Genomic DNA, 18,556 nt, shown 5'->3' on the forward strand with positions numbered 1-18,556 from the left:
CCCCCCCCCCCCCGCGCCGCCCCCCGCGGGGGCGCCCGCGCGGGCGCCCCCCCCGCGCGCCCGGCGCGGGGCCGCCCCCCCCGCCGTCGCCGGTCATGCGGTTATCCGGTCGAGGGCTGCGGGTGGGCCCGACTAAGCTTTCCGACCATGGCGGCCACTGCAGACCACAGCACCACCGGGGCGACCGCCCCGGCGTACTACGTTTCCACCCCGATCTACTACGTCAACGATCGCCCGCACCTGGGCCACGCGTACACCACCGTGGCGGGCGACGTCCTCACCCGCTGGCACCGCCAGCGCGGTGAGAAGGTGTGGTACCTGACCGGCACCGACGAGCACGGTCAGAAGATCATGCGGACCGCCGAGGCCAACGGCGTCAGCCCGCAGGAGTGGTGCGACAAGCTGGTCGAAGAGGCCTGGAAGCCGCTCTGGGAGCACCTGGAGATCGCCAACGACGACTTCATCCGCACCACCCAGCAGCGCCACACCGACCGCGTGCAGGAGTTCGTCCAGGACCTGTACGACAAGGACGAGATCTACAAGGGCGGCTACTCCGGCCCGTACTGCGTCGGCTGCGAGGAGTTCAAGCTCCCGGCCGAACTGCTCGACGGCGCCACCGAGGACGAGAAGCTCTGCGCCGTGCACAAGCGGCCGGTCGAATGGCTGGAGGAGGAGAACTACTTCTTCCGCCTCTCCGCCTACGGCCCGAAACTGCTGGAGTTCTACGCCGCCAACCCGGACTTCATCCAGCCGGCCTCGGCCCGCAACGAGGTGCTGCGCTTCGTCGAGCAGGACCTGAAGGACCTCTCGATCTCCCGCTCCACCTTCAACTGGGGCGTCCCGCTGCCCTGGGACGAGAAGCACGTCCTGTACGTGTGGGTGGACGCGCTGCAGAACTACATCACCGCGGCCGGCTACGGCAGCGACCCGGAGCGCTTCGCCGAACTGTGGCCGGCCTCCGTCCACCTGGTGGGCAAGGACATCCTGCGCTTCCACGCGGTGATCTGGCCCGCCATGCTGATGGCCGCGGGCCTGCCGCTGCCCAAGCGGGTCGTCGCCAACGGCTGGCTGATGGTCGGCGGCGAGAAGATGTCCAAGTCCAACCTGACCGGCATCTCGCCCACCGACCTCACCTCGCACTTCGGCGTGGACGCCTACCGCTACTACTTCCTGCGGGCGATCCCCTTCGGCACCGACGGCTCGTTCTCCTGGGAGGACTTCACCGCCCGGTACACCTCCGAACTCGCCAACGACTTCGGCAACCTGGCCTCCCGGGTCGCCGCCATGGTCGGCAAGTACTTCGACGGCGCGCTGCCGGCCGCCGAGGCCCCCGGTGACGCCGAGCAGGCCATCGCGGACGGCCTCGCCACGGCCCTCGCCACCGCCGACCGGAAGATCGGCGAGGAGCTGGACTTCGCCGGCGGCCTCGCGGCGATCTTCGAGTTCGTCAAGCAGGTCAACGGCTACCTCACCGAGCAGGAGCCGTGGAAGGTGGCCAAGGACGACTCGGAGCAGGGCCGCGCCCGCCTCGCCACCATCCTCTACACCGCCGCCGAGGCGCTGCGCGGCACCGCCGTCATGCTCAACCCGGTGATGCCGTCCACCGCCGAGAAGCTGTGGACCTCGCTCGGCGCCGAGGCCGGCCTCGGCGCGCTCGCCGCGCAGACCATCGCCACCACCGCCGACTGGGGCCAGCTGCCCGCCGGCAGCACCGTCACCAAGGGCGAGATCCTGTTCCCGCGCCTCGAAGAGAAGCCCGCCTCCTGATGTCTGCCAAGGACGACGCCCGGTCGACCCCGCCGCCACTGCCGCAACCCCTGGCCGTGGCGGTGGCCGACTCGCACACCCACCTCGACATGCAGGCCGGCACCCCGGCCGAGGGACTGGCCCGGGCCGCCTCGGTCGGGGTCACCACGGTCGTCCAGGTGGGCTGCGACGTGCCCGGCTCGCGCTGGGCCGCCGAACTGGCGGCCCAGTACGAGCAGGTGCACGCGGCCGTCGCCCTGCACCCCAACGAGGCGCCGCGGATCTTCCTCGGCGACGCGGACGGCTGGTCCGGCCAGCAGCGGAAGGCGGGCGGCGAGGCCGCGCTGGAGGAGGCCCTCGCCGAGATCGACCGGCTCGCCGCCCTCCCGCAGGTCCGCGCCGTCGGCGAGACCGGCCTCGACTACTTCCGCACCGGCCCCGAGGGCGTCGAGATCCAGAAGGAGTCGTTCCGCCGCCACATCGAGATGGCCAAACGGCATGACAAGGCCCTGGTCATCCACGACCGCGACGCCCACGAGGACGTCATCGCCGTCCTGCTGGCGGAAGGCGCCCCCGAGCGGACGGTCTTCCACTGCTACTCCGGCGACGCCGAGATGGCCAAGGTCTGTGCCGAACACGGCTGGTACCTGTCCTTCGCCGGCCCGGTCACCTTCAAGGCCAACCAGCCGCTGCGCGACGCCCTCGCCGCCACCCCCCTCGACCGCGTCCTGGTCGAGACCGACGCACCCTTCCTCACCCCCCACCCCTACCGCGGCCGGCCCAACGCCCCGTACCTCATCCCGGTCACCGTCCGCTCGATGGCCGACACGCTGGGGCTGCACGAGGACGAGCTGTCCACGGCGATCGCGGAGAACACGGCCCGGGCCTTCGGGTACTGAGCCGGTCGAACGAAAGTCGGATTCCGGCGGAACGATTCGGCACTCCCGGCTGCTTCTTAGGCTGACTAGCATGAGTGCAGTGAGGGAGGTGGCGATGACCGCCGAGCCGATCGACGAACCCGTCGAGGACCGCATCGACTGGACACATCCGCCGTCCCAGGGCTGGACGTACGAGCAGGCTCAGAAATTCGACCTGCCGTTCGAATGGGATCTGGTGGACGGAGTCATCGTGGTCCGGGGGCAGACGAATCAGTGGCACGACCAGGTGCGCGACGAGCTGTACACGGCTCTTCGAAGCGCACGCGTCGCGCCGTACGCGGCGAACGTCGAGCGTTGCGTCCTCCTGGACGAGAGCAACACGGCCAAGCCGGACGTGGTGGTCTTCGACAAGACCGGTCTCGACGTCTTCGAACTGGAGTGCCTGCCGCCGGAATCCCTGGTGCTGGCCGTCGAGGTCGTATCCCACGGCACCCGGGCCAACGACCGTTTCCGCAAGCCCGGCCAGTACGCCGAGAAGAAGATCCCGTACTACTGGCGGGTCGAGCGCGGCCTCGACAACCTGCCGATCGTGCACGAGTTCCACCGGGACGACGAGAAGGGCGTCTACCTGCCCGTCGCCCAGCACGAAGGCGTGCTCCGCACCTCGGTGCCGTACCCCGTCGAGATCGACCTCGCCGAGGTCGTCGAACTCTGAGGGCCCCGCGCGCCCGTATCCTTGGCGCGTGAGCACCACCGACCCCACCCCTGACAGCCACCTGCTGGGCGCCGCCGACATTCGGGAGCTGGCGGCCGCGTTCGGCGTGAAGCCGACCAAGCAGCGCGGGCAGAACTTCGTCATCGACGGCAACACCGTGCGGCGGATCGTCCGGGCAGGCGGGGTGACGGCCGAGGACGCGGTGGTCGAGGTCGGGCCCGGGCTCGGGTCGCTGACGCTGGCGCTGCTGGAGGTGGCCGCGCACGTCACGGCGGTGGAGATCGACCCGGTGCTGGCACAGCACCTGCCGGACACCGTCGCGGCCCGGATGCCCGGCAAGGTCGACAGCTTCGACCTGGTGTTCAGCGACGCCATGGAGGTCACCGAGCTGCCCGGGCCGGCGCCGACCGCGCTGGTCGCCAACCTGCCGTACAACGTGGCCGTGCCCGTCCTGCTGCACATGCTGGCGACCTTCCCCAGCATCGAGCGCACCCTGGTGATGGTGCAGGCCGAGGTCGCCGACCGGCTCGCCGCCAAGCCCGGCAACAAGGTGTACGGCGTCCCGTCCGTCAAGGCCAACTGGTACGCCGACGTGAAGCGGTCCGGCGCCATCGGCCGGAACGTGTTCTGGCCCGCCCCCAACGTCGACTCCGGGCTGGTCTCGCTGATCCGCCGCGAGCCGCCGAAGACCACCGCCAGCCGCAGGGAGGTGTTCGCCGTCGTGGACGCCGCGTTCGCCCAGCGGCGCAAGACCCTGCGCGCCGCGCTGGCCGGCTGGGCCGGCTCCGCCGCCGGGGCCGAGCAGGCGCTCGCGGCCGCCGGGATCGACCACAAGCTGCGCGGCGAGATGCTCACGGTGGAGCAGTTCGCCGCGATCGCCGAGCACAAGCCCGCGATCGCCGAGCACAAGCCGGAGATCGCCGAGCACGAGCCGGAGGCGGACTCCCAGTGATCACCGTGCGGGTTCCGGCGAAGGTCAACGCCCAGCTCGGGGTGGGCGGACTGCGCGCCGACGGGTTCCACGACCTGGCCAACGTGTTCTTCGCCGTCGCCCTCGGTGACGAGGTCACCGCCACGGCAGGGGAGGGCGTCACGCTCTCCTGCACCGGGCCGGACGCCCACGTCGTACCGCTCGACGACAGCAACCTCGCCGCCCGCGCCGCCCGTCTGCTCGCCGCCCACCACGGCATCGCCGAACCCGGCGTGCACCTGCACATCGCCAAGGCCATCCCGGTCGCCGGCGGCATGGCCGGCGGCAGCGCCGACGGGGCCGCCGCGCTGGTCGCCTGCGACGCGCTCTGGCAGCTCGACACCCCCCTCGACACCCTCCTGGAACTGGCCGCCGAACTCGGCTCCGACGTGCCGTTCGCCCTGCTCGGCGGCGTCGCGCTGGGCCTCGGCCGGGGCGAGATCCTGCAGCCGCTCACCGTCGACGGCACCTTCCACTGGGTGTTCGCGGTCGCCGACGGCGGCCTCTCCACCCCCGCCGTCTTCCGCGAGTGCGACCGCCTGCGCGAGGAAGCCGGCACCGGCTCCAGCGACACCGACGTCCGCACCCCCGACGCCGACCCCGCGCTGCTCGCCGCCCTCGCCCAGGGCGATGCCGTCGCCCTGGCCGCCGCCCTCGCCAACGACCTCCAGCCCGCCGCCCTCTCGCTGCGCCCCGCGCTCGCCGCCACCCTGCGGGCCGGCACCGAGGCCGGCGCGCTCGGCGCCCTCGTCTCCGGCTCGGGGCCGACCTGCGCGTTCCTCGTCAAGGACGCCGACGCGGCCGCCGCCGTCGCCGAGGCGCTGCGGGCCTCCGGCACCTGCCGGACCGCGCACGCCACGTACGGGCCGGTGCCGGGGGCGGCGCTCGTGCCGTAGGGACCCCGCCAACGTTTCTAAGGGCTTCGCCGGTACGGGGCCCGCCGGTTCGGGCCCCCGCCACTGCGGGCGGTGAGGGCGCTTCGGCGGGCCCATTAGGCTGGGGAGATCGGGGCGTCCCCGACAGGGGTGCCCGGCCGCGACCGGCGGGCCGCCCCGAGACCGCCAATCCCAGGAGCGCAGCAGACGTGGCCGTCAACCTCGCCACCATCGAGTCCGTCACGAAGGTCTACGGCACCCGCGCCCTCCTGGACGGAGTCAGCCTCGGCGTCAGCGAAGGCGACCGGATCGGCGTCGTCGGACGCAACGGCGACGGCAAGACCACCCTGATCCGGATGCTCGCCAAGCTGGAGGAGGTCGACAGCGGCCGGATCACCTGGAACGGCGGCCTCCAGCTGGCCGTCCTCACCCAGCACGACTCGCTCGACCCGACGGCCACCATCCGGCACGAGGTGATCGCCGACCGGGCCGACCACGAGTGGCTCGGCGACGCCCGCATCCGCGACATCGTCGAAGGCCTCTTCGGCGGCCTCGACCTGCCCGGCTTCGCCGACGGCCTCGACACCGTCATCGGCCCGCTCTCCGGCGGCGAGCGCCGCCGGATCGCCCTCGCCAAGCTGCTCCTCGGCTCGCCCGACCTGATCGTCCTCGACGAGCCCACCAACCACCTCGACGTCGAGGGCATCAACTGGCTCGCCCAGCACCTGCAGAAGCGCCGCTCCGCGCTGGTCTGCGTCACCCACGACCGCTGGTTCCTCGACCAGGTCAGCACCCGGATGTGGGACGTCCAGGGCGGCGCCGTGCACGAGTACGAGGGCGGCTACTCCGACTACGTCTTCGCCCGCGCCGAGCGCTCCCGGATCGAGGCCGTCGAGGAGCAGAAGCGCCAGAACCTCGCCCGCAAGGAACTCGCCTGGCTGCGCCGCGGCGCCCCCGCCCGCACCTCCAAGCCGCGCTACCGGATCGAGGCCGCCAACGCCCTGATCGCCGACGTGCCGGAGCCCCGGGACCGGTCCGAGCTGATGAAGTTCGCCAACGCGCGACTGGGCAGGACCGTCTTCGACCTGGAAGGCGTCACCGTCAAGGCCGGCCCCAAGCTGCTGCTGGAGAACCTCACCTGGCAGCTCGGCCCCGGTGAGCGGATCGGCCTGCTCGGCGTCAACGGCGCCGGCAAGACCTCGCTGCTGCGCGCCCTGCGCGACGCGTACGCCTCCGAGGGCGACGTGCAGCCCGCGTCGGGTCTGATCAAGGTCGGCAAGACGGTGCGGCTCGCCTACCTGTCGCAGGAGGTCGTCGAACTGGACCCGGCCATCCGGGTGCTCCAGGCCGTCGAACAGGTCCGCTCGCGCGTCGACCTCGGCAAGGGCCGGGAGATGAGCGCCGGCCAGCTGTGCGAGCAGTTCGGCTTCGGCAAGGACAAGCAGTGGACGCCCGTCGGCGACCTGTCCGGCGGCGAGCGGCGGCGGCTCCAACTGCTGCGCCTGCTGATGGACGAGCCCAACGTGCTCTTCCTCGACGAGCCCACCAACGACCTCGACATCGAGACCCTCAACCAGCTGGAGGACCTGCTCGACGGCTGGCCCGGCTCGATGATCGTCATCAGCCACGACCGGTTCTTCATCGAGCGGACCACCGACGTCGTCCACGCGCTGCTCGGCGACCAGAAGATGCGGATGCTGCCGGGCGGCGTCGACGAGTACCTGGAGCGGCGGGCGCGGATGGCCGCCTCGATCGCCGCCGCCGCTTCGGCCGCCTCTGGTGCTTCGACCGCCTCGGCTGCTTCGGCCGCGGCAGCGGGCGGCCCGGACGCCGGGACCGCCGCGTCGGCCCTGTCGGGCGGCGACCTGCGGGCGGCGAAGAAGGAGATGCAGAAGATGGAGCGGCAGATCGCCAAGCTGGACCAGAAGGAGTCCAAGCTGCACGCCCAACTCGCCGAGCACGCCGCCGACTTCTCCAAGGTCGCGGAGCTGGACGCGCAGCTGCGCGCCGTCCGGGAGGAGAAGGAGGAGCTGGAGCTGAGCTGGCTGGAGCTGGCCGAGCAGGTCTGAGTCCTGGTTGGAGTCCTGGTCGGAGTCCTGGCCGGTGCCGGGATCCCGTTCGGGCCCTACCGGGCCAGCAGGGCCTCCAGCTCGTCCGCCGCACGGCCCAGCGCACTGCGCGCCGGGTCGTGCGGCGCCGTCGGGCGGGCCGCCGCCCCGGTCGGCGGGCGGTGCTCGCGGGCCGCGGCCGTCAGCTCGTCCAGCGCCCGGCGCACCCGCCCCACCTCCGCCGGATCCGGCACCCGGCCGCCGTACCGCAGCTGCGCCGCGAACGCCGCCACCGCGCCGCCCAGCCGCTCCAACGCCGCCGTCGCCGGCAGCCACTGCTCCGCCAGCCGCCCCGTCGGCGGCGGCTCGGCCAGACCCTGCCGCACCTCCTGGCGGGCGTCCTCCAACGCCCGGTACGCCGTGCGGCGCAGCCACACCTCGGCCCGGCCCGCGTCCCCGGTGACCGCGTCCAGATAGGCCCGCAGCGCGGTGGCCGCGTCCACCAGCCGGGGCTCGATCCGGTGCCGCGGACGCTCCGGCCACAGCAGATAGCCGAAGAGCAGCACGATCGCGCTCGCGAGCACCGTGTCCAGCACCCGCGGCCAGAACTCGGCCGCGCTGCTCTGCCCGCCCAACTGGAGCAGGATCAACGCCATCGGCGTCATCGCCACCGTGTTCAGCCCGTAGTGCGCCGCCGTCACGTACGGCAACAGGGCCACGCAGAACGCGGCGATCGCCGTCAGTACCCACGCGTCGGTCGTGAGCGACACCACGGCCGCCGTGACCGCCACCCCGAGCACCGTGCCGATCGAGCGGCTCACCGCCCGCAGGAACACCGAACCGAGATCCGGCTTCAACACGAAGGCGATCGTCATCGGCACCCAGTAGCTCTTGCTGAGCGGGTAACTGGCCGTCACCGCCGAACCGACCGCGATGCACAACGCCACCCGCAGCCCGTACCGGACCGAACCGCGCGACAGCAGCCGCACCCGCAGCCGCCACGGATCGGGCGGCGGCGCCGGGGCGGTAGCGACCTCCGCCTCCCGGCCGGCCACGGTGTCGGCCGCCGCGCGCAACGCCACATCCAGGGCCTGCCGGGACGGCGTGTCCGGCTGCCACTGCGGAACGGTGACCTCACCGCCGCCCCGCCGGACCGCGTCCGCCAACCGGAGCGGCACCTCCGCGACCTCGGGCGGCACCGGCCGCCACGCCCACAACAGGCCCGTCGCCGCCTCGGTGGCGGCCAACGCCGCCTCGTACATCCGGCGCAGCCGAACCGTACGGGCGGACTCCGACCCCGGGCGGTGCGGTCGCGGGAGGAGGTCCTGCAACTGGTTCAACCGGGCCGTCAACACCTGGCGCGAAGCCGCGCCCTGCGGCGTGCCCAGATCGGCCAGCGTCTGGCCGAACGCCTCGTACGCGGCCGCCAGCGCACGGTTGCGCGGATCCGAGGCGGGGCGGCGGTGCGCGCCCCCCGGCAGACCCAGCACCACCACGAACGCGGCACCCGCCAGCATCATCGGCGCCGCCGCCCACCACGGATCCGGCAACGGCATCCCGCTGCCCAACGCCGCCGACACCAGCAGCAGCATCCCCGCCGCAGAACCCCGCGGGCCCGTCGCACTCAGCGCGCCGGACGCGAACGCCGTGAACGTGAGCGCCGCACCGAGCGCGACCGCCGACACGTGCACGTGCTGGAGGGAAGTGCCGATCAGCATGCCGAGCGCCGAAGCCAGCACCGCCGACGCGATCCGGGGCACCCGCAGGCCACCCGGCTCCGCGCGGTCGTTCATCGTCGCGTGCATCGCGCCCAGACCGGCGAACACCCCCAGATCCAGCCGGTGCGCCAGCAGTCCTGCGGTCAGCGGCACCGCCATGCCCACCGCCGCGCGGGCCATCAGCGCCAACGGCAACGGCGGCCGGGAAGGACGGGCGGCACGGGCCCACCAGGAGGGGGCGGACTCGTCTGCAGGCATCAGGTCACGTCCGTTCTGCGGCCAGGGGACGCTGCTGTGCGACATTGCGCGGCAGATGGGGGCGTACCCGGTCCAACCGGGCGACGCCAGTCTACCGGGGCCCGGCACGGCACCCCCGAGGGCCGCACGTGTCAAGTTCGTACCGATCCCGCACAGGCGGGCCAAGGGCCCTGCCAGCCCGACAGAGGCGGTGGCTACGATTGCGGAGGCGGAAACCGCCCCCAGGGCGGGCGGTGCACCGACCAGCACTGTACGACCGAGAAGTTGACGGTATGTTGCGGAGCGGCGGCCCCGGGGTTACCCCGAACCACCGCCCGTACGGGGGAGAGGTGAACTGCTATGGCAGGAGAGGTTCCACCGAACACGGGGGCCAGTCCGGACACGTCCGGTGACATCACGCCATTTATGCTCAGCCACATGATGGGGTTCGGCCCCCTCGTCAGCACCGTGCAGACGAACGTCAGCGCCGCCGACCTGGTGTCCGCCTTCGGCAAGAAGGACGTCAAGGTCGAGCTCGACACACTCACCGCGTTCGCCAAGAAGATCGAAGCCCTGCTCCAGGCCATGGAAGGCTCCCCGGCGGCCCCGTACAAACTCCAGGAACAGAAACTGACCGGCGGAAGCTTCGCCAGCGCGGAGTTCGCCGAAGCAACGGCCCTGACCGCGGCCTACGACAAGGTGCACACCCAGCTCGTCAAGCTGCACAAGGACTTCGTGTCGCAGATCGAGGCGATGAAGACCGCGGTCGCAGCGACGGTGGGCAACTACTCGGCCAACGAGGACGACACGACGGCCGCGCAGAACGCCGTCGCGAAGAACGCGGGCGGCACCACGCCGACGCGGGCCGGCGGCGAGGGCTTCTGATGGTGGTCGGCGAGGGCGCTCACGGGGAAACGGGGAGTAAGTAGTGGCAGACGGAACGAACTTCGAGGGCGTCGGACACGCCCAGCTCAAGAAGATGGTCCAGAGCACCGACCCCACGACGGTGCTGAGTCGCGGCACCCAGCTGAAGTCGGCCGGCCGCGTCCTGAAGGAACTCGGCGCGGCACTCAAATCGCACATCGGCAACGTCAGCTGGGAAGGGCCGGCCGCCGAGAGCTTCAAGACCTGGGCAGGCAACCTGCAGCAGTCCGCCGCGTTGCTCGGTGACTACTCCACAACCGCCGGCGACGCCATGCACCAGGCCGGTGAGGCACTCAGCACCGCCAAGGTGGCCGTGCCGGACGTGCCACACGACGATGTCGACATCGTCAAGGCGCGCTCGACCCAGGGGGTGCCCAACCAGATGGCGCTCACGAGCGCCAACTTCACCCCGACCGGGCCGACCACCGCCACCGTCGACGCCATGATGAAGAAGCAGAACTGCTCATGGGTCACAGAAACGGAGGCTGTGGCCGCCTCCCAGCGGGTCTACAAGGCCCACCAGGAAGCCATCCACCAGATGGAGAAGCTGGGCCAGGCGTACGAGGCGGCGACAACGAAGCTGGCCGGGCTCGGGGACGTGGCTCTGCCGGGTACGCCGGATGCGAGTAGCAACAAGTACGAATCCTCGACGGCCTCTGGTGGCAGCGGCTCGGGCGGTTACGGCGGCTCCGTTCGTAGCCCTCGTGCAGGCGGCGGTAGCACCGGGGGCAGCTACCGCCCGCCAGGCGGAAACTACGGTGGTGGTTCGGTCGCGCCTCGGAGTCTGGGGTCGGGTCCGCAAGGCCAGGTCGGCGGGCCTGGCCACACTGACCCAATTTCGCCGCGAAGCGGTGGCCAGGTGCCGTCGACGCCGGTGGACTCGGGCTCCTCGACGCCGCCCTCTGTGCCGTCGGAACCCGTCCACCGTCCCGGTACCGGCCTTGACAGCCTGCCGGCCGTGCCGACCTTGCCAGGTCAGACCGGCCCGCTCGGCCCCAGTGGTGGTGGAAGCCTCCCGCCTGACGGTCCGAACGGGATTCCCGGATATCCGGGTGGCCCCGGTGGTACCCCGGGATATCCGGGTGGTCCGGGTGGCGGCCCGGTGACCGGTTTCCCGGCCGGGGTCGGCGGCGGCTCGATCCCGGCCAGGGGTGGTGGCGGATCCGTCTCAGGCAAGGGCGGCGGCTCGATCCCCGCCCGTACGGCTCCGTTCGGCGGCGGCTCGGTGCCGGGAAAGTCCGGTGGCAGCCAGGGTCTGCCCAGCGGGACGGTCTTCGGCGCCCGTGAGGCCCAGGCGGGGCGGGCGGGAGCGGCCGGCAGCGCGGGCGGTGTGGGCGGCATGCATCCGGGGATAGGTGGTGGTTCCGGAGCCGTTGGTTCGGGCGGCAGCTCACGGGGCCGGGGCCTGACCTCGACCGGAGGAGGGGCGGTCGGCGGCCGCAAGGGACCGGCTGCCGGCGGGGAGTTCACGCCGGGTGGTACGGGCCTGCGTAACCGGGCTGCCGCTGCGGGAGCCGTTGAGGGCGAAGCCCGCTCCGGGCAGAACGGCATGATGGCCCCTGGAACGGCGGGTCACTCCGGTCGGAACGAGCGCGATCGCCGCAAGCGGGCCGACTACCTCCACGAGGACGAGGAGACCTGGACCAGCGGTACGCCGCACAGCAACCCGGACGTGATTGAGTAGGACGGCAACGACTGCCCGGCCACTGGGCTCTCCCGGTGGCCGGGCAGACCTGTTCGGGGCACGCTCCCCGGTCGACGGAGAGATTGACGAGGAGTTGTGATGGGGCGGACGAACACGCGATCTCGTTGGCGGATGTCCGCTGCGGTGCTTTTGGCGGCGGGAGTTGTGGTCGGCCCGGTCGCAGTGCCGGCGGCTGCCGAAGACACGATCCGGCAACAGCAGTGGCATCTGGACGCGATGCATGCACCGGAGATGTGGAAGATCACCAAGGGGCAGGGGATCACGATTGCCGTGATCGACGGCGGATTCAAGCTGGATCATCCGGATCTTGCCGGGCAGTTCCTGCCCGGCAAGGATTTCAGCGGCAGTTCTGGTGGGGTGGGCTCCTTCGGTGACGGGCACGGCACCGGGATCGCCAGCCTCATTGCCGGGACGGGCAAAGGTATGGGGGGAACCGGTGCCCAAGGTCTGGCTCCCGGGGTTAAAATTCTTCCTCTGAAGATCAATAACGGGTCTTCCGGGGCGCTCGTATCCAATGAATTCCTTGGCCAGATCGGCCAGGCCATTTCCTATGCGGTTGACCAGGGTGTCAAGGTCATCAATATCTCGCAGGGTATGAATGCGGCAGTTCCCGCGCCGGAAGATGTTGCCAATCTGAATGGCGTCATTGAGGCTGCGAGGGCCAAGGGTGTCCTAGTAGTGGCAAGCGTCGGGAATGAAGCGCAGAAGGGCAATCCGGTCGAGTATCCCGGGGCGCTTCCTGGTGTTGTCGGGGTAGGGGCAGTCGATCGTGATGTGATTGCGACAGCCGAGTCTGAGCAGGGGCCGCAGGTTATTCTTTCCGCGCCCGGCATGGATATGCTTGCTGCCTGTACCTCTTCGACTGGTTATTGCAAGAGTCACGGGACTTCGGACTCGGCCGCACTCGTGTCTGCTTCGGCGGCCCTGGTGTGGTCGGCGCATCCGGAATGGACGGCAAATCAGATTCTCCGGGTGCTCATTAACACGGCAGGAAAACCGACTGATGGGTCGGTCCGCAGTGTCGATGTCGGGTACGGAGTTGTCAGGCCTCGCGTCGCGCTGACGGAACCTGGCGATCCTGGGCCTGCGAATGTGTCGCCGATTCCGGTTGGGCAGACCTTGCCCTCGGCGAGCCCGTCGGCTACTTCTACTTCGGCGCCCTCGCCGAGTTCGGCGGCTCCGAGTCCGAGTGATGTGGCCGTGGGGGCGCCGTCGGTGGAGCCGAGGGTGGAGAAGTCCTCTGGTTCGGGTGGTGCGTTGCCGGTTGTGGCCGGTGTGGTGGGTGGGTTGGTGCTGGTCGCCGGTGTGGTGTTCGTCGTGTTGCGGCGGCGGAAGGCGGGTGGGCGGCCTGTGGTGCCGCCGGGGGAGGACCCGTACGTGCGGTGATCTGGGCGCCTGCGCTGGTGTGCGCCTCGGGTGTTGAGCCGGGGGCGCGTGGGGTGGGGGTGTGCGCGGGGGTCACTCGGGTGGGGGCTGGTGGCGGGGCGGGCTGGTGTCCAGGGTGGTGGTATGGATGCGGAGGAAGCCCGGCGGGCGGGGCAGTTGAGGCGTGCGGCGGCTGCGGCGCTGATCGGTACGGCGATCGAGTTCTACGACTTCTTTTTGTACGGGACGGCGGCGGCCTTGGTGTTCGGGTCGGTGTTCTTTCCTGAACTGGGCACGGTGGGGGCGCTGTTGGCGGCGTTCTCGGTGTATGCGGTGGCGTTCTTGGCCCGGCCGCTGGGGGCGGTGGTGTTCGGGCATTTCGGGGACCGGGTGGGGCGGAAGGCGACGCTGGTGGTGTCGCTGTTGTTGATGGGGCTGTCTACGGCGGCGGTGGGGGTGTTGCCGGGGTTCGGGTCGTGGGGGTGGTGGGCGCCGGTGGCCCTGGTGGTGTTGCGGGTGTGTCAGGGCGTGGGGTTGGGCGGGGAGTGGGGCGGGGCGGCGCTGCTGATCGCGGAGAACGCGCCGGCCGGGCGGCGGGGGCGGTACGGGGCGTTCCTGCAGTTGGGGCCGACGAGCGGGTTCGTGTTGGCGAACGGGGTGTTCCTGGCGGTCCAACTCGTTCTGGACGGGCGGGCGTTCCGGGAGTGGGGCTGGCGGGTGCCGTTCCTGGCGTCGTTGGGGCTGGTGGCGGTGGGGCTGTTCGTGCGGCTGCGGTTGGAGGAGACGCCGCTGTTCCGGCCGGACGAGCCGAGGGACCGGGCGCCGGTGGTGGAGGTGTTGCGCGGGCACTGGCGCACGGTGCTGCTGGGCTGTGGGGCGATCACCGTGGGGTACGCGCTGTTCTACCTGACCACGACGTACGCGTTGGCGTACGCGACGTCCGGGCTCGGGGTGGCGAGTTCGCTGGTGTTGGTGATGCTGCTGGTGGGCGCGCTGGGCATGGGCGTGACGGTGTGGGTGAGCGCGTCGCGCAGTGACGGGTGGGGGCGGCGGCGGACGCTGTGCTGGGCGACGGGTCTGGCGGCGGGGTGGTCGCTGGTGCTGTTCCCGTTGCTGGAGACGGTGCGCTGGCCGTTGATGTTCGTGGCGCTGGCGGGTGCGCTGGTGGTGCTGGGGTGCCTGATGGGGCCGGTGGCGGCGTTCCTGCCGGAGTTGTTCCCGACCCGGGTGCGGTACACGGGTGCCGCGTTGACGTACAACCTGGGCGGCGTGGTGGGCGGGGCGACGACGCCGCTGGTGGCGACGCGGCTGACGGAGGCGTACGGGACGGCGGAGCCGGTCGGCTGGTACCTGGTGGGGTTGGGCGTGGTGGCGCTGGGCTGCCTGTGGCTGCTGCCGGAGACCGGCGGCGCGGAGTTGGGGGCGGTGGACGGCGGACGCCGCCGGGCGCCCCTTCTGGGGGCGGACCCGGCGGCGTAGGTGCCGACCGTGCGGTGCGGTCAGCCGGCGAGGGCGGCGCGGCCGGCCAGCACGACGGCGGTGTGCTGGGCGACCCGCTCGCCGAGGTACTCGGCGGTCGCGATGTCGGCCTTGTGCACGGCCTCGGGGCCGGCGTCGGACGGGCTGGAGGCGGCGGCGCCGTTGAAGAAGCCGAGGCGGTTGAGGTCGTTCTCGGTGGCGGTGGTGGCGTTCCAGCCGGGCTTGAGGCCGAGGTTGACCCAGCTCATGGCGTGCTGGGCGGCGAGGGTCTGGAAGAAGCCGAGGGTGCCGGCCTTGTCGCCGCTCTTGGAGGCGGAGTTGGTGAAGCCGGCGGCGACCTTGTCCCGCCAGGCGTCGGAGAACCAGCGCTTGCTGGTGGCCTCGGCGAAGACGTGGAAGGCGCCGGAGGCGGTGCCCATGTAGGTGGGGGAGCCGAAGACGATCGCGTCGGCGGCGTCGAGCTGGGCCCACTGCTCGTCGGTGATGGTGTCGACGGCGATGGAGACGACCTCGGCGCCGGCGGCGGCGGCGCCGCGGGCGACGGCCTCGGCGATGACGGCGGTGTGGCCGTAGCCGGAGTGGTAGGCGAGGGCGACGGTCGGGCGGATGGCGGTCATATGGGGGCACTCCTGTACGGGAACGGGTGCGGGCAGGGGCAAGGCAAGGCAAGGACAAGCCGAGGAGCGACGGCGGGGCGTGCTGTCGCACCTCGACCCGCCGGCCTGGTCTCCAATATAGACCAAGTCTCCATTGGTTACCAAGGGTGGATTGGAGACCGCGGGGCTACCCTGGACGGCATGACGACGGAGGAAGCGGCCCGGGTGGAGAGCGGCACCGGGCGGCAGGGGCAGGAGCGGGAGGGCGGGCAGGACCGGGAGCAGGAGCTCGACGTCTTCGCCCAGCTCTGTCCCAGCCGCGCGATGTTCGCCGAACTGGCCGACAAGTGGTCGATGTTGATCCTGATGAGCCTCGCCGCCTGCGGGCAGCAGCGGTTCTCCGAACTGCAGCGTGGCGTCGGCGGGGTCAGTCGCAAGATGCTCACCCAGTCGCTGCGCAGCCTGGAGCGCAGCGGACTGGTGCGCCGCACCGTGTTCCCGGAGACGCCGCCGCGGGTGGTCTACGACCTGCTGCCGCTCGGCCGGGAGCTGGCCGTGCTGCTGGCGCCGCTCGGCCGCTGGACGGAGCAGCGAACCGGGCAGATGCTGGCCGCCCGTGAGGAGTTCGACGAGACGCACGCCGAAGGCTGACCATGCGCGCGCCGAAGGCTGGCCGGGCCCGCGCCAAGGGCTGACCAGCCCCGTACCGAAGGCCGACCGGGCCCGTGCCGAGGGCCGGGTGCCCGCCCGCCGGGGGTCGGTCCGGCATGCGCCGGGGCCGCGGAGCCGATTTCCCTTCCGGGCCGCCAGCCGTGTAATGTCTTCCTTGTTCGACCGGCCCGGTGAAAGCCCGGCAAGCCCCTATAGCTCAGTCGGTAGAGCGTCTCCATGGTAAGGAGAAGGTCTGCGGTTCGATTCCGCATGGGGGCTCCATTCGAAGGCCCTCGCTTCATGGCGAGGGCCTTTTGCTGTTCCCCGATCAGGCCGCCCGGTCCAAGACGGCGGCCCAGTGCGGCGGCCGAACGCGGCGGCCTAGCGGGTCGGGTACGGAATGCGCTGTGATGGTGCGTCATCGGCCGCCCGCCCATGGGGTGCGGGCGCGAGCCGAACCCCGACCGGGAGGGCGTCATGGGCGTTCGACTCGTGGTGGTCGACGATCACCGGCTGTTGGCCGAGGCGCTGGCCACGGCGTTGCAGCTGCGCGGCCACCGGGTGCTCGCGGTCGGCTGCCCGGCCGGGGTCGCGGCTGATCTGGTGGTCGGCCGGCGGCCGGAGGTGTGTCTGCTGGGGGTGGCCGCGCCGAGTGAGCCGGCGGCTTTCGACGGGCTGCGCCGGATTCGCCGGGAGCGCCCCGAGGTGGCCGTGATCGTGCTCGGGCCGGTGGGTGAACTGCGCGGTGTGGCGGGGGCGTTCGCGGCCGGGGCGGCGGGGTACGTGCCGAGCGACGAGCGGATCGGGGTGGTCGAGCGGGCGATCGGGCGGGCTCGGGCGGGCGAGGCGGCGGTGGCCGTGGACGTGCTGCGCGGGGCCTTCGACCAGTTGCTGCGGCCGGTCGCCGAGCCGGACGACGAGGCGGTGCGGCTACTGCGGTTGCTGACCCGTCGTGAGGTGCAGGTGCTGGCCCGGATCGCGGACGGGGAGGACACGGCGGCGATCGCCGCCGGGATGCGGATCGCCGCGAGCACCGCCCGGACGCACGTCCAGCGGGTGCTGATGAAGCTCGGTGCGCGGACCCGGCTGGAGGCGGCCGCGGTGGCGGCCCGTACCGGGCTGCTGGAGCGGATGGCCGGCGGCTGAGGGGGGCTCGGGTTTCGTGAAACCGGCTCCCGGGTGGCCCGTTCACGTGGTCCTGGGCACTCCGGCGGGCAGGGAGAATAGCCTCAGTCGTACACACGTCATCGACGGCCGCCGCTGATCCGGCGGACCGTCGCCCGTTGGAGGTCTCATCATGAGTAAGTACCTGGTCACGGGTGGCGCCGGCTACGTCGGCAGCGTGGTGGCCGCCCACCTGCTGGAGGCGGGGCACCAGGTGACCGTCCTGGACGATCTCTCCACCGGTTTCCGTGAGGGCGTCCCGGTCGGTGCCGAGTTCGTCGAGGGTCGGGTCCAGGAGGCCGGCCGGGTGCTGGACGGTTCCTTCGACGGCGTGCTGCACTTCGCCGCCTCCTCGCAGGTCGGCGAGTCGGTCGTGGACCCGGAGAAGTACTGGCGCAACAACGTGGCGGGGTCGCTGGAGCTGGTCGCGGCGATGCGCGCGGCGGGTGTGCGCAAGCTGGTGTTCTCGTCCACCGCCGCCGTCTACGGCGAGCCGGAGGTCGTGCCGATCGCGGAGACCGCCCGCACCTCGCCGACCAACGCCTACGGTGCCACCAAGCTCGCCGTGGACCACCTGATCACCAGCGAGGCCGTCGCGCACGGGCTGGCCGCCGTCTCGCTGCGCTACTTCAACGTGGCCGGTGCGTACGGCGCGTACGGGGAGCGCCACGACCCCGAGTCGCACCTGATCCCGCTGGTGTTCCAGGCAGCGCTGGGTCAGCGCCCGCACATCGCGGTGTACGGCGAGGACTACCCGACCCCGGACGGCACCTGCATCCGCGACTACATCCACGTCGCGGACCTGGCCGACGCGCACCTGCTGGCGCTGGACGCGGCCAAGCCGGGCGAGCACCTGATCTGCAACCTGGGCAACGGCAGCGGCTTCTCGGTGCGCGAGGTGATCGAGTCGGTCCGGCGCGTCACCGGCCGGGAGATCCCGGTGCAGGCGGCCGGCCGCCGGGCCGGCGACCCGGCCGTGCTGGTGGCCTCGGCCGCCCGCGCCCACGAGGCGCTGGGCTGGACGCCGCGCCGCCCGAACCTGGACGACATCGTCGCCGACGCCTGGAAGTTCGCCCTGGAGAAGCACGGCCAGTAGGCCGCAGGACCCCGCAGGCGCCGCTCCCGGAGGTTGGGGGCGGCGCCTCGGCGTTGCCCGCTTCGACCGGTGATGGCGTGAAATCCCGCCACTCGCGCACCTCCTGACGAAACTTCACCAAACCGCCACGAGGGGGTTTCCCGGCCCGTACGCTGAGTGCGGTACCGGTGGGGGCCGGCGCCCTTTTTCGGCCTCACCGGCCACCGGTGGGCGGGCGGAGTGACGGGCCCGGACCGCGGGTGCCGGGGCCGGTCCCCGCCCCCGGGCTCGGGCCGGTCTGAGCAGGGGGGTAGTGACGATGGGGCGGATCCGCGTCCTGGTGGTCGACTACCCCCCGATCTTAGCCGAGGCCCAGGGCGCGGGGCGCGCCGCCCCCCCCGCGCCCGCGC

15 protein-coding genes and 1 tRNA gene are annotated in these 18,556 nt (G+C 71.8%); 14 read left to right on the forward strand and 2 right to left on the reverse strand.

All coding sequences use genetic code 11. The annotated features are described in order from the left end of the window. Window positions 1–147 precede the first annotated feature (147 nt). The 6 genes from metG to ACFV6I_RS24090 all read left to right on the forward strand — a co-directional run bounded on the left by metG (window position 148) and on the right by ACFV6I_RS24090 (window position 7,253). Window positions 148–1,767: a methionine--tRNA ligase gene (gene metG / locus ACFV6I_RS24065; RefSeq protein WP_380427543.1), complete on the forward strand. Its 1,620-nt coding sequence runs from the start codon at window positions 148–150 to the stop codon at window positions 1,765–1,767. After that, entirely contained in the window at window positions 1,767–2,645 is an 879-nt protein-coding gene (locus ACFV6I_RS24070) for a TatD family hydrolase (protein ID WP_063348066.1), read from the forward strand. The genes metG and ACFV6I_RS24070 overlap by 1 nt, the downstream gene beginning before the upstream one ends. Before the next feature lie 70 nt (window positions 2,646–2,715). After that, complete coding sequence (locus ACFV6I_RS24075; protein ID WP_380427545.1) at window positions 2,716–3,339, forward strand: Uma2 family endonuclease; 624 nt, start codon at window positions 2,716–2,718, stop codon at window positions 3,337–3,339. A 28-nt stretch (window positions 3,340–3,367) separates the two neighbouring features. After that, on the forward strand, window positions 3,368–4,291 hold the full coding sequence (gene rsmA, locus ACFV6I_RS24080; RefSeq protein ID WP_380345622.1) for a 16S rRNA (adenine(1518)-N(6)/adenine(1519)-N(6))-dimethyltransferase RsmA: 924 nt from the start codon (window positions 3,368–3,370) through the stop codon (window positions 4,289–4,291). After that, window positions 4,288–5,205 (forward strand): 4-(cytidine 5'-diphospho)-2-C-methyl-D-erythritol kinase, encoded by a 918-nt coding sequence (locus tag ACFV6I_RS24085; protein ID WP_063348063.1) that lies wholly within the window; start codon window positions 4,288–4,290, stop codon window positions 5,203–5,205. The genes rsmA and ACFV6I_RS24085 overlap by 4 nt, the downstream gene beginning before the upstream one ends. A gap of 188 nt (window positions 5,206–5,393) precedes the next feature. Beyond that, on the forward strand, window positions 5,394–7,253 hold the full coding sequence (locus tag ACFV6I_RS24090) for an ABC-F family ATP-binding cassette domain-containing protein (protein ID WP_380345624.1): 1,860 nt from the start codon (window positions 5,394–5,396) through the stop codon (window positions 7,251–7,253). A 56-nt stretch (window positions 7,254–7,309) separates the two neighbouring features. Here the strand turns inward: ACFV6I_RS24090 and ACFV6I_RS24095 are convergent, their stop codons facing one another. Continuing rightward, a complete protein-coding gene (locus ACFV6I_RS24095; RefSeq protein ID WP_380345626.1) occupies window positions 7,310–9,208 on the reverse strand; it encodes an FUSC family protein in 1,899 nt (632 codons plus the stop codon). A 417-nt stretch (window positions 9,209–9,625) separates the two neighbouring features. Here ACFV6I_RS24095 and ACFV6I_RS24100 point away from each other — a divergent pair, with 417 nt between their 5' ends. The 4 genes from ACFV6I_RS24100 (at window position 9,626) to ACFV6I_RS24115 (ending at window position 14,660) form a co-directional block, all read left to right on the forward strand. After that, entirely contained in the window at window positions 9,626–10,072 is a 447-nt protein-coding gene (locus ACFV6I_RS24100) for a hypothetical protein (protein ID WP_380427547.1), read from the forward strand. 43 nt (window positions 10,073–10,115) lie between these two features. After that, window positions 10,116–11,795, forward strand: coding sequence for a WXG100 family type VII secretion target (locus tag ACFV6I_RS24105; RefSeq protein ID WP_380427549.1), 1,680 nt, complete (start codon window positions 10,116–10,118; stop codon window positions 11,793–11,795). A gap of 132 nt (window positions 11,796–11,927) precedes the next feature. Further along, a complete protein-coding gene (locus tag ACFV6I_RS24110) occupies window positions 11,928–13,202 on the forward strand; it encodes a S8 family serine peptidase (protein ID WP_380427551.1) in 1,275 nt (424 codons plus the stop codon). A 90-nt stretch (window positions 13,203–13,292) separates the two neighbouring features. Continuing rightward, complete coding sequence (locus ACFV6I_RS24115) at window positions 13,293–14,660, forward strand: MFS transporter (RefSeq protein ID WP_380427553.1); 1,368 nt, start codon at window positions 13,293–13,295, stop codon at window positions 14,658–14,660. Between the two features lie 20 nt (window positions 14,661–14,680). On the opposite strand, the gene ACFV6I_RS24120 is transcribed toward ACFV6I_RS24115, so the two are convergent. Continuing rightward, window positions 14,681–15,277 (reverse strand): flavodoxin family protein, encoded by a 597-nt coding sequence (locus ACFV6I_RS24120; protein WP_063348057.1) that lies wholly within the window; start codon window positions 15,275–15,277, stop codon window positions 14,681–14,683. A gap of 180 nt (window positions 15,278–15,457) precedes the next feature. On the opposite strand from ACFV6I_RS24120, the gene ACFV6I_RS24125 reads away from it, so the two are divergent. The 4 genes from ACFV6I_RS24125 to galE all read left to right on the forward strand — a co-directional run bounded on the left by ACFV6I_RS24125 (window position 15,458) and on the right by galE (window position 18,167). Beyond that, window positions 15,458–15,907, forward strand: coding sequence for a helix-turn-helix domain-containing protein (locus ACFV6I_RS24125; RefSeq protein WP_079135662.1), 450 nt, complete (start codon window positions 15,458–15,460; stop codon window positions 15,905–15,907). 206 nt (window positions 15,908–16,113) lie between these two features. Further along, window positions 16,114–16,189 (forward strand) — tRNA-Thr (locus ACFV6I_RS24130). A 195-nt stretch (window positions 16,190–16,384) separates the two neighbouring features. Further along, on the forward strand, window positions 16,385–17,053 hold the full coding sequence (locus tag ACFV6I_RS24135) for a LuxR C-terminal-related transcriptional regulator (protein ID WP_063348056.1): 669 nt from the start codon (window positions 16,385–16,387) through the stop codon (window positions 17,051–17,053). A gap of 151 nt (window positions 17,054–17,204) precedes the next feature. Further along, window positions 17,205–18,167: a UDP-glucose 4-epimerase GalE gene (gene galE, locus ACFV6I_RS24140; RefSeq protein WP_063348055.1), complete on the forward strand. Its 963-nt coding sequence runs from the start codon at window positions 17,205–17,207 to the stop codon at window positions 18,165–18,167. The last annotated feature ends 389 nt before the right edge of the window (window positions 18,168–18,556 follow it).

This window comes from Kitasatospora sp. NPDC059803, assembly GCF_042732255.1.
Classification (GTDB): domain Bacteria; phylum Actinomycetota; class Actinomycetes; order Streptomycetales; family Streptomycetaceae; genus Kitasatospora.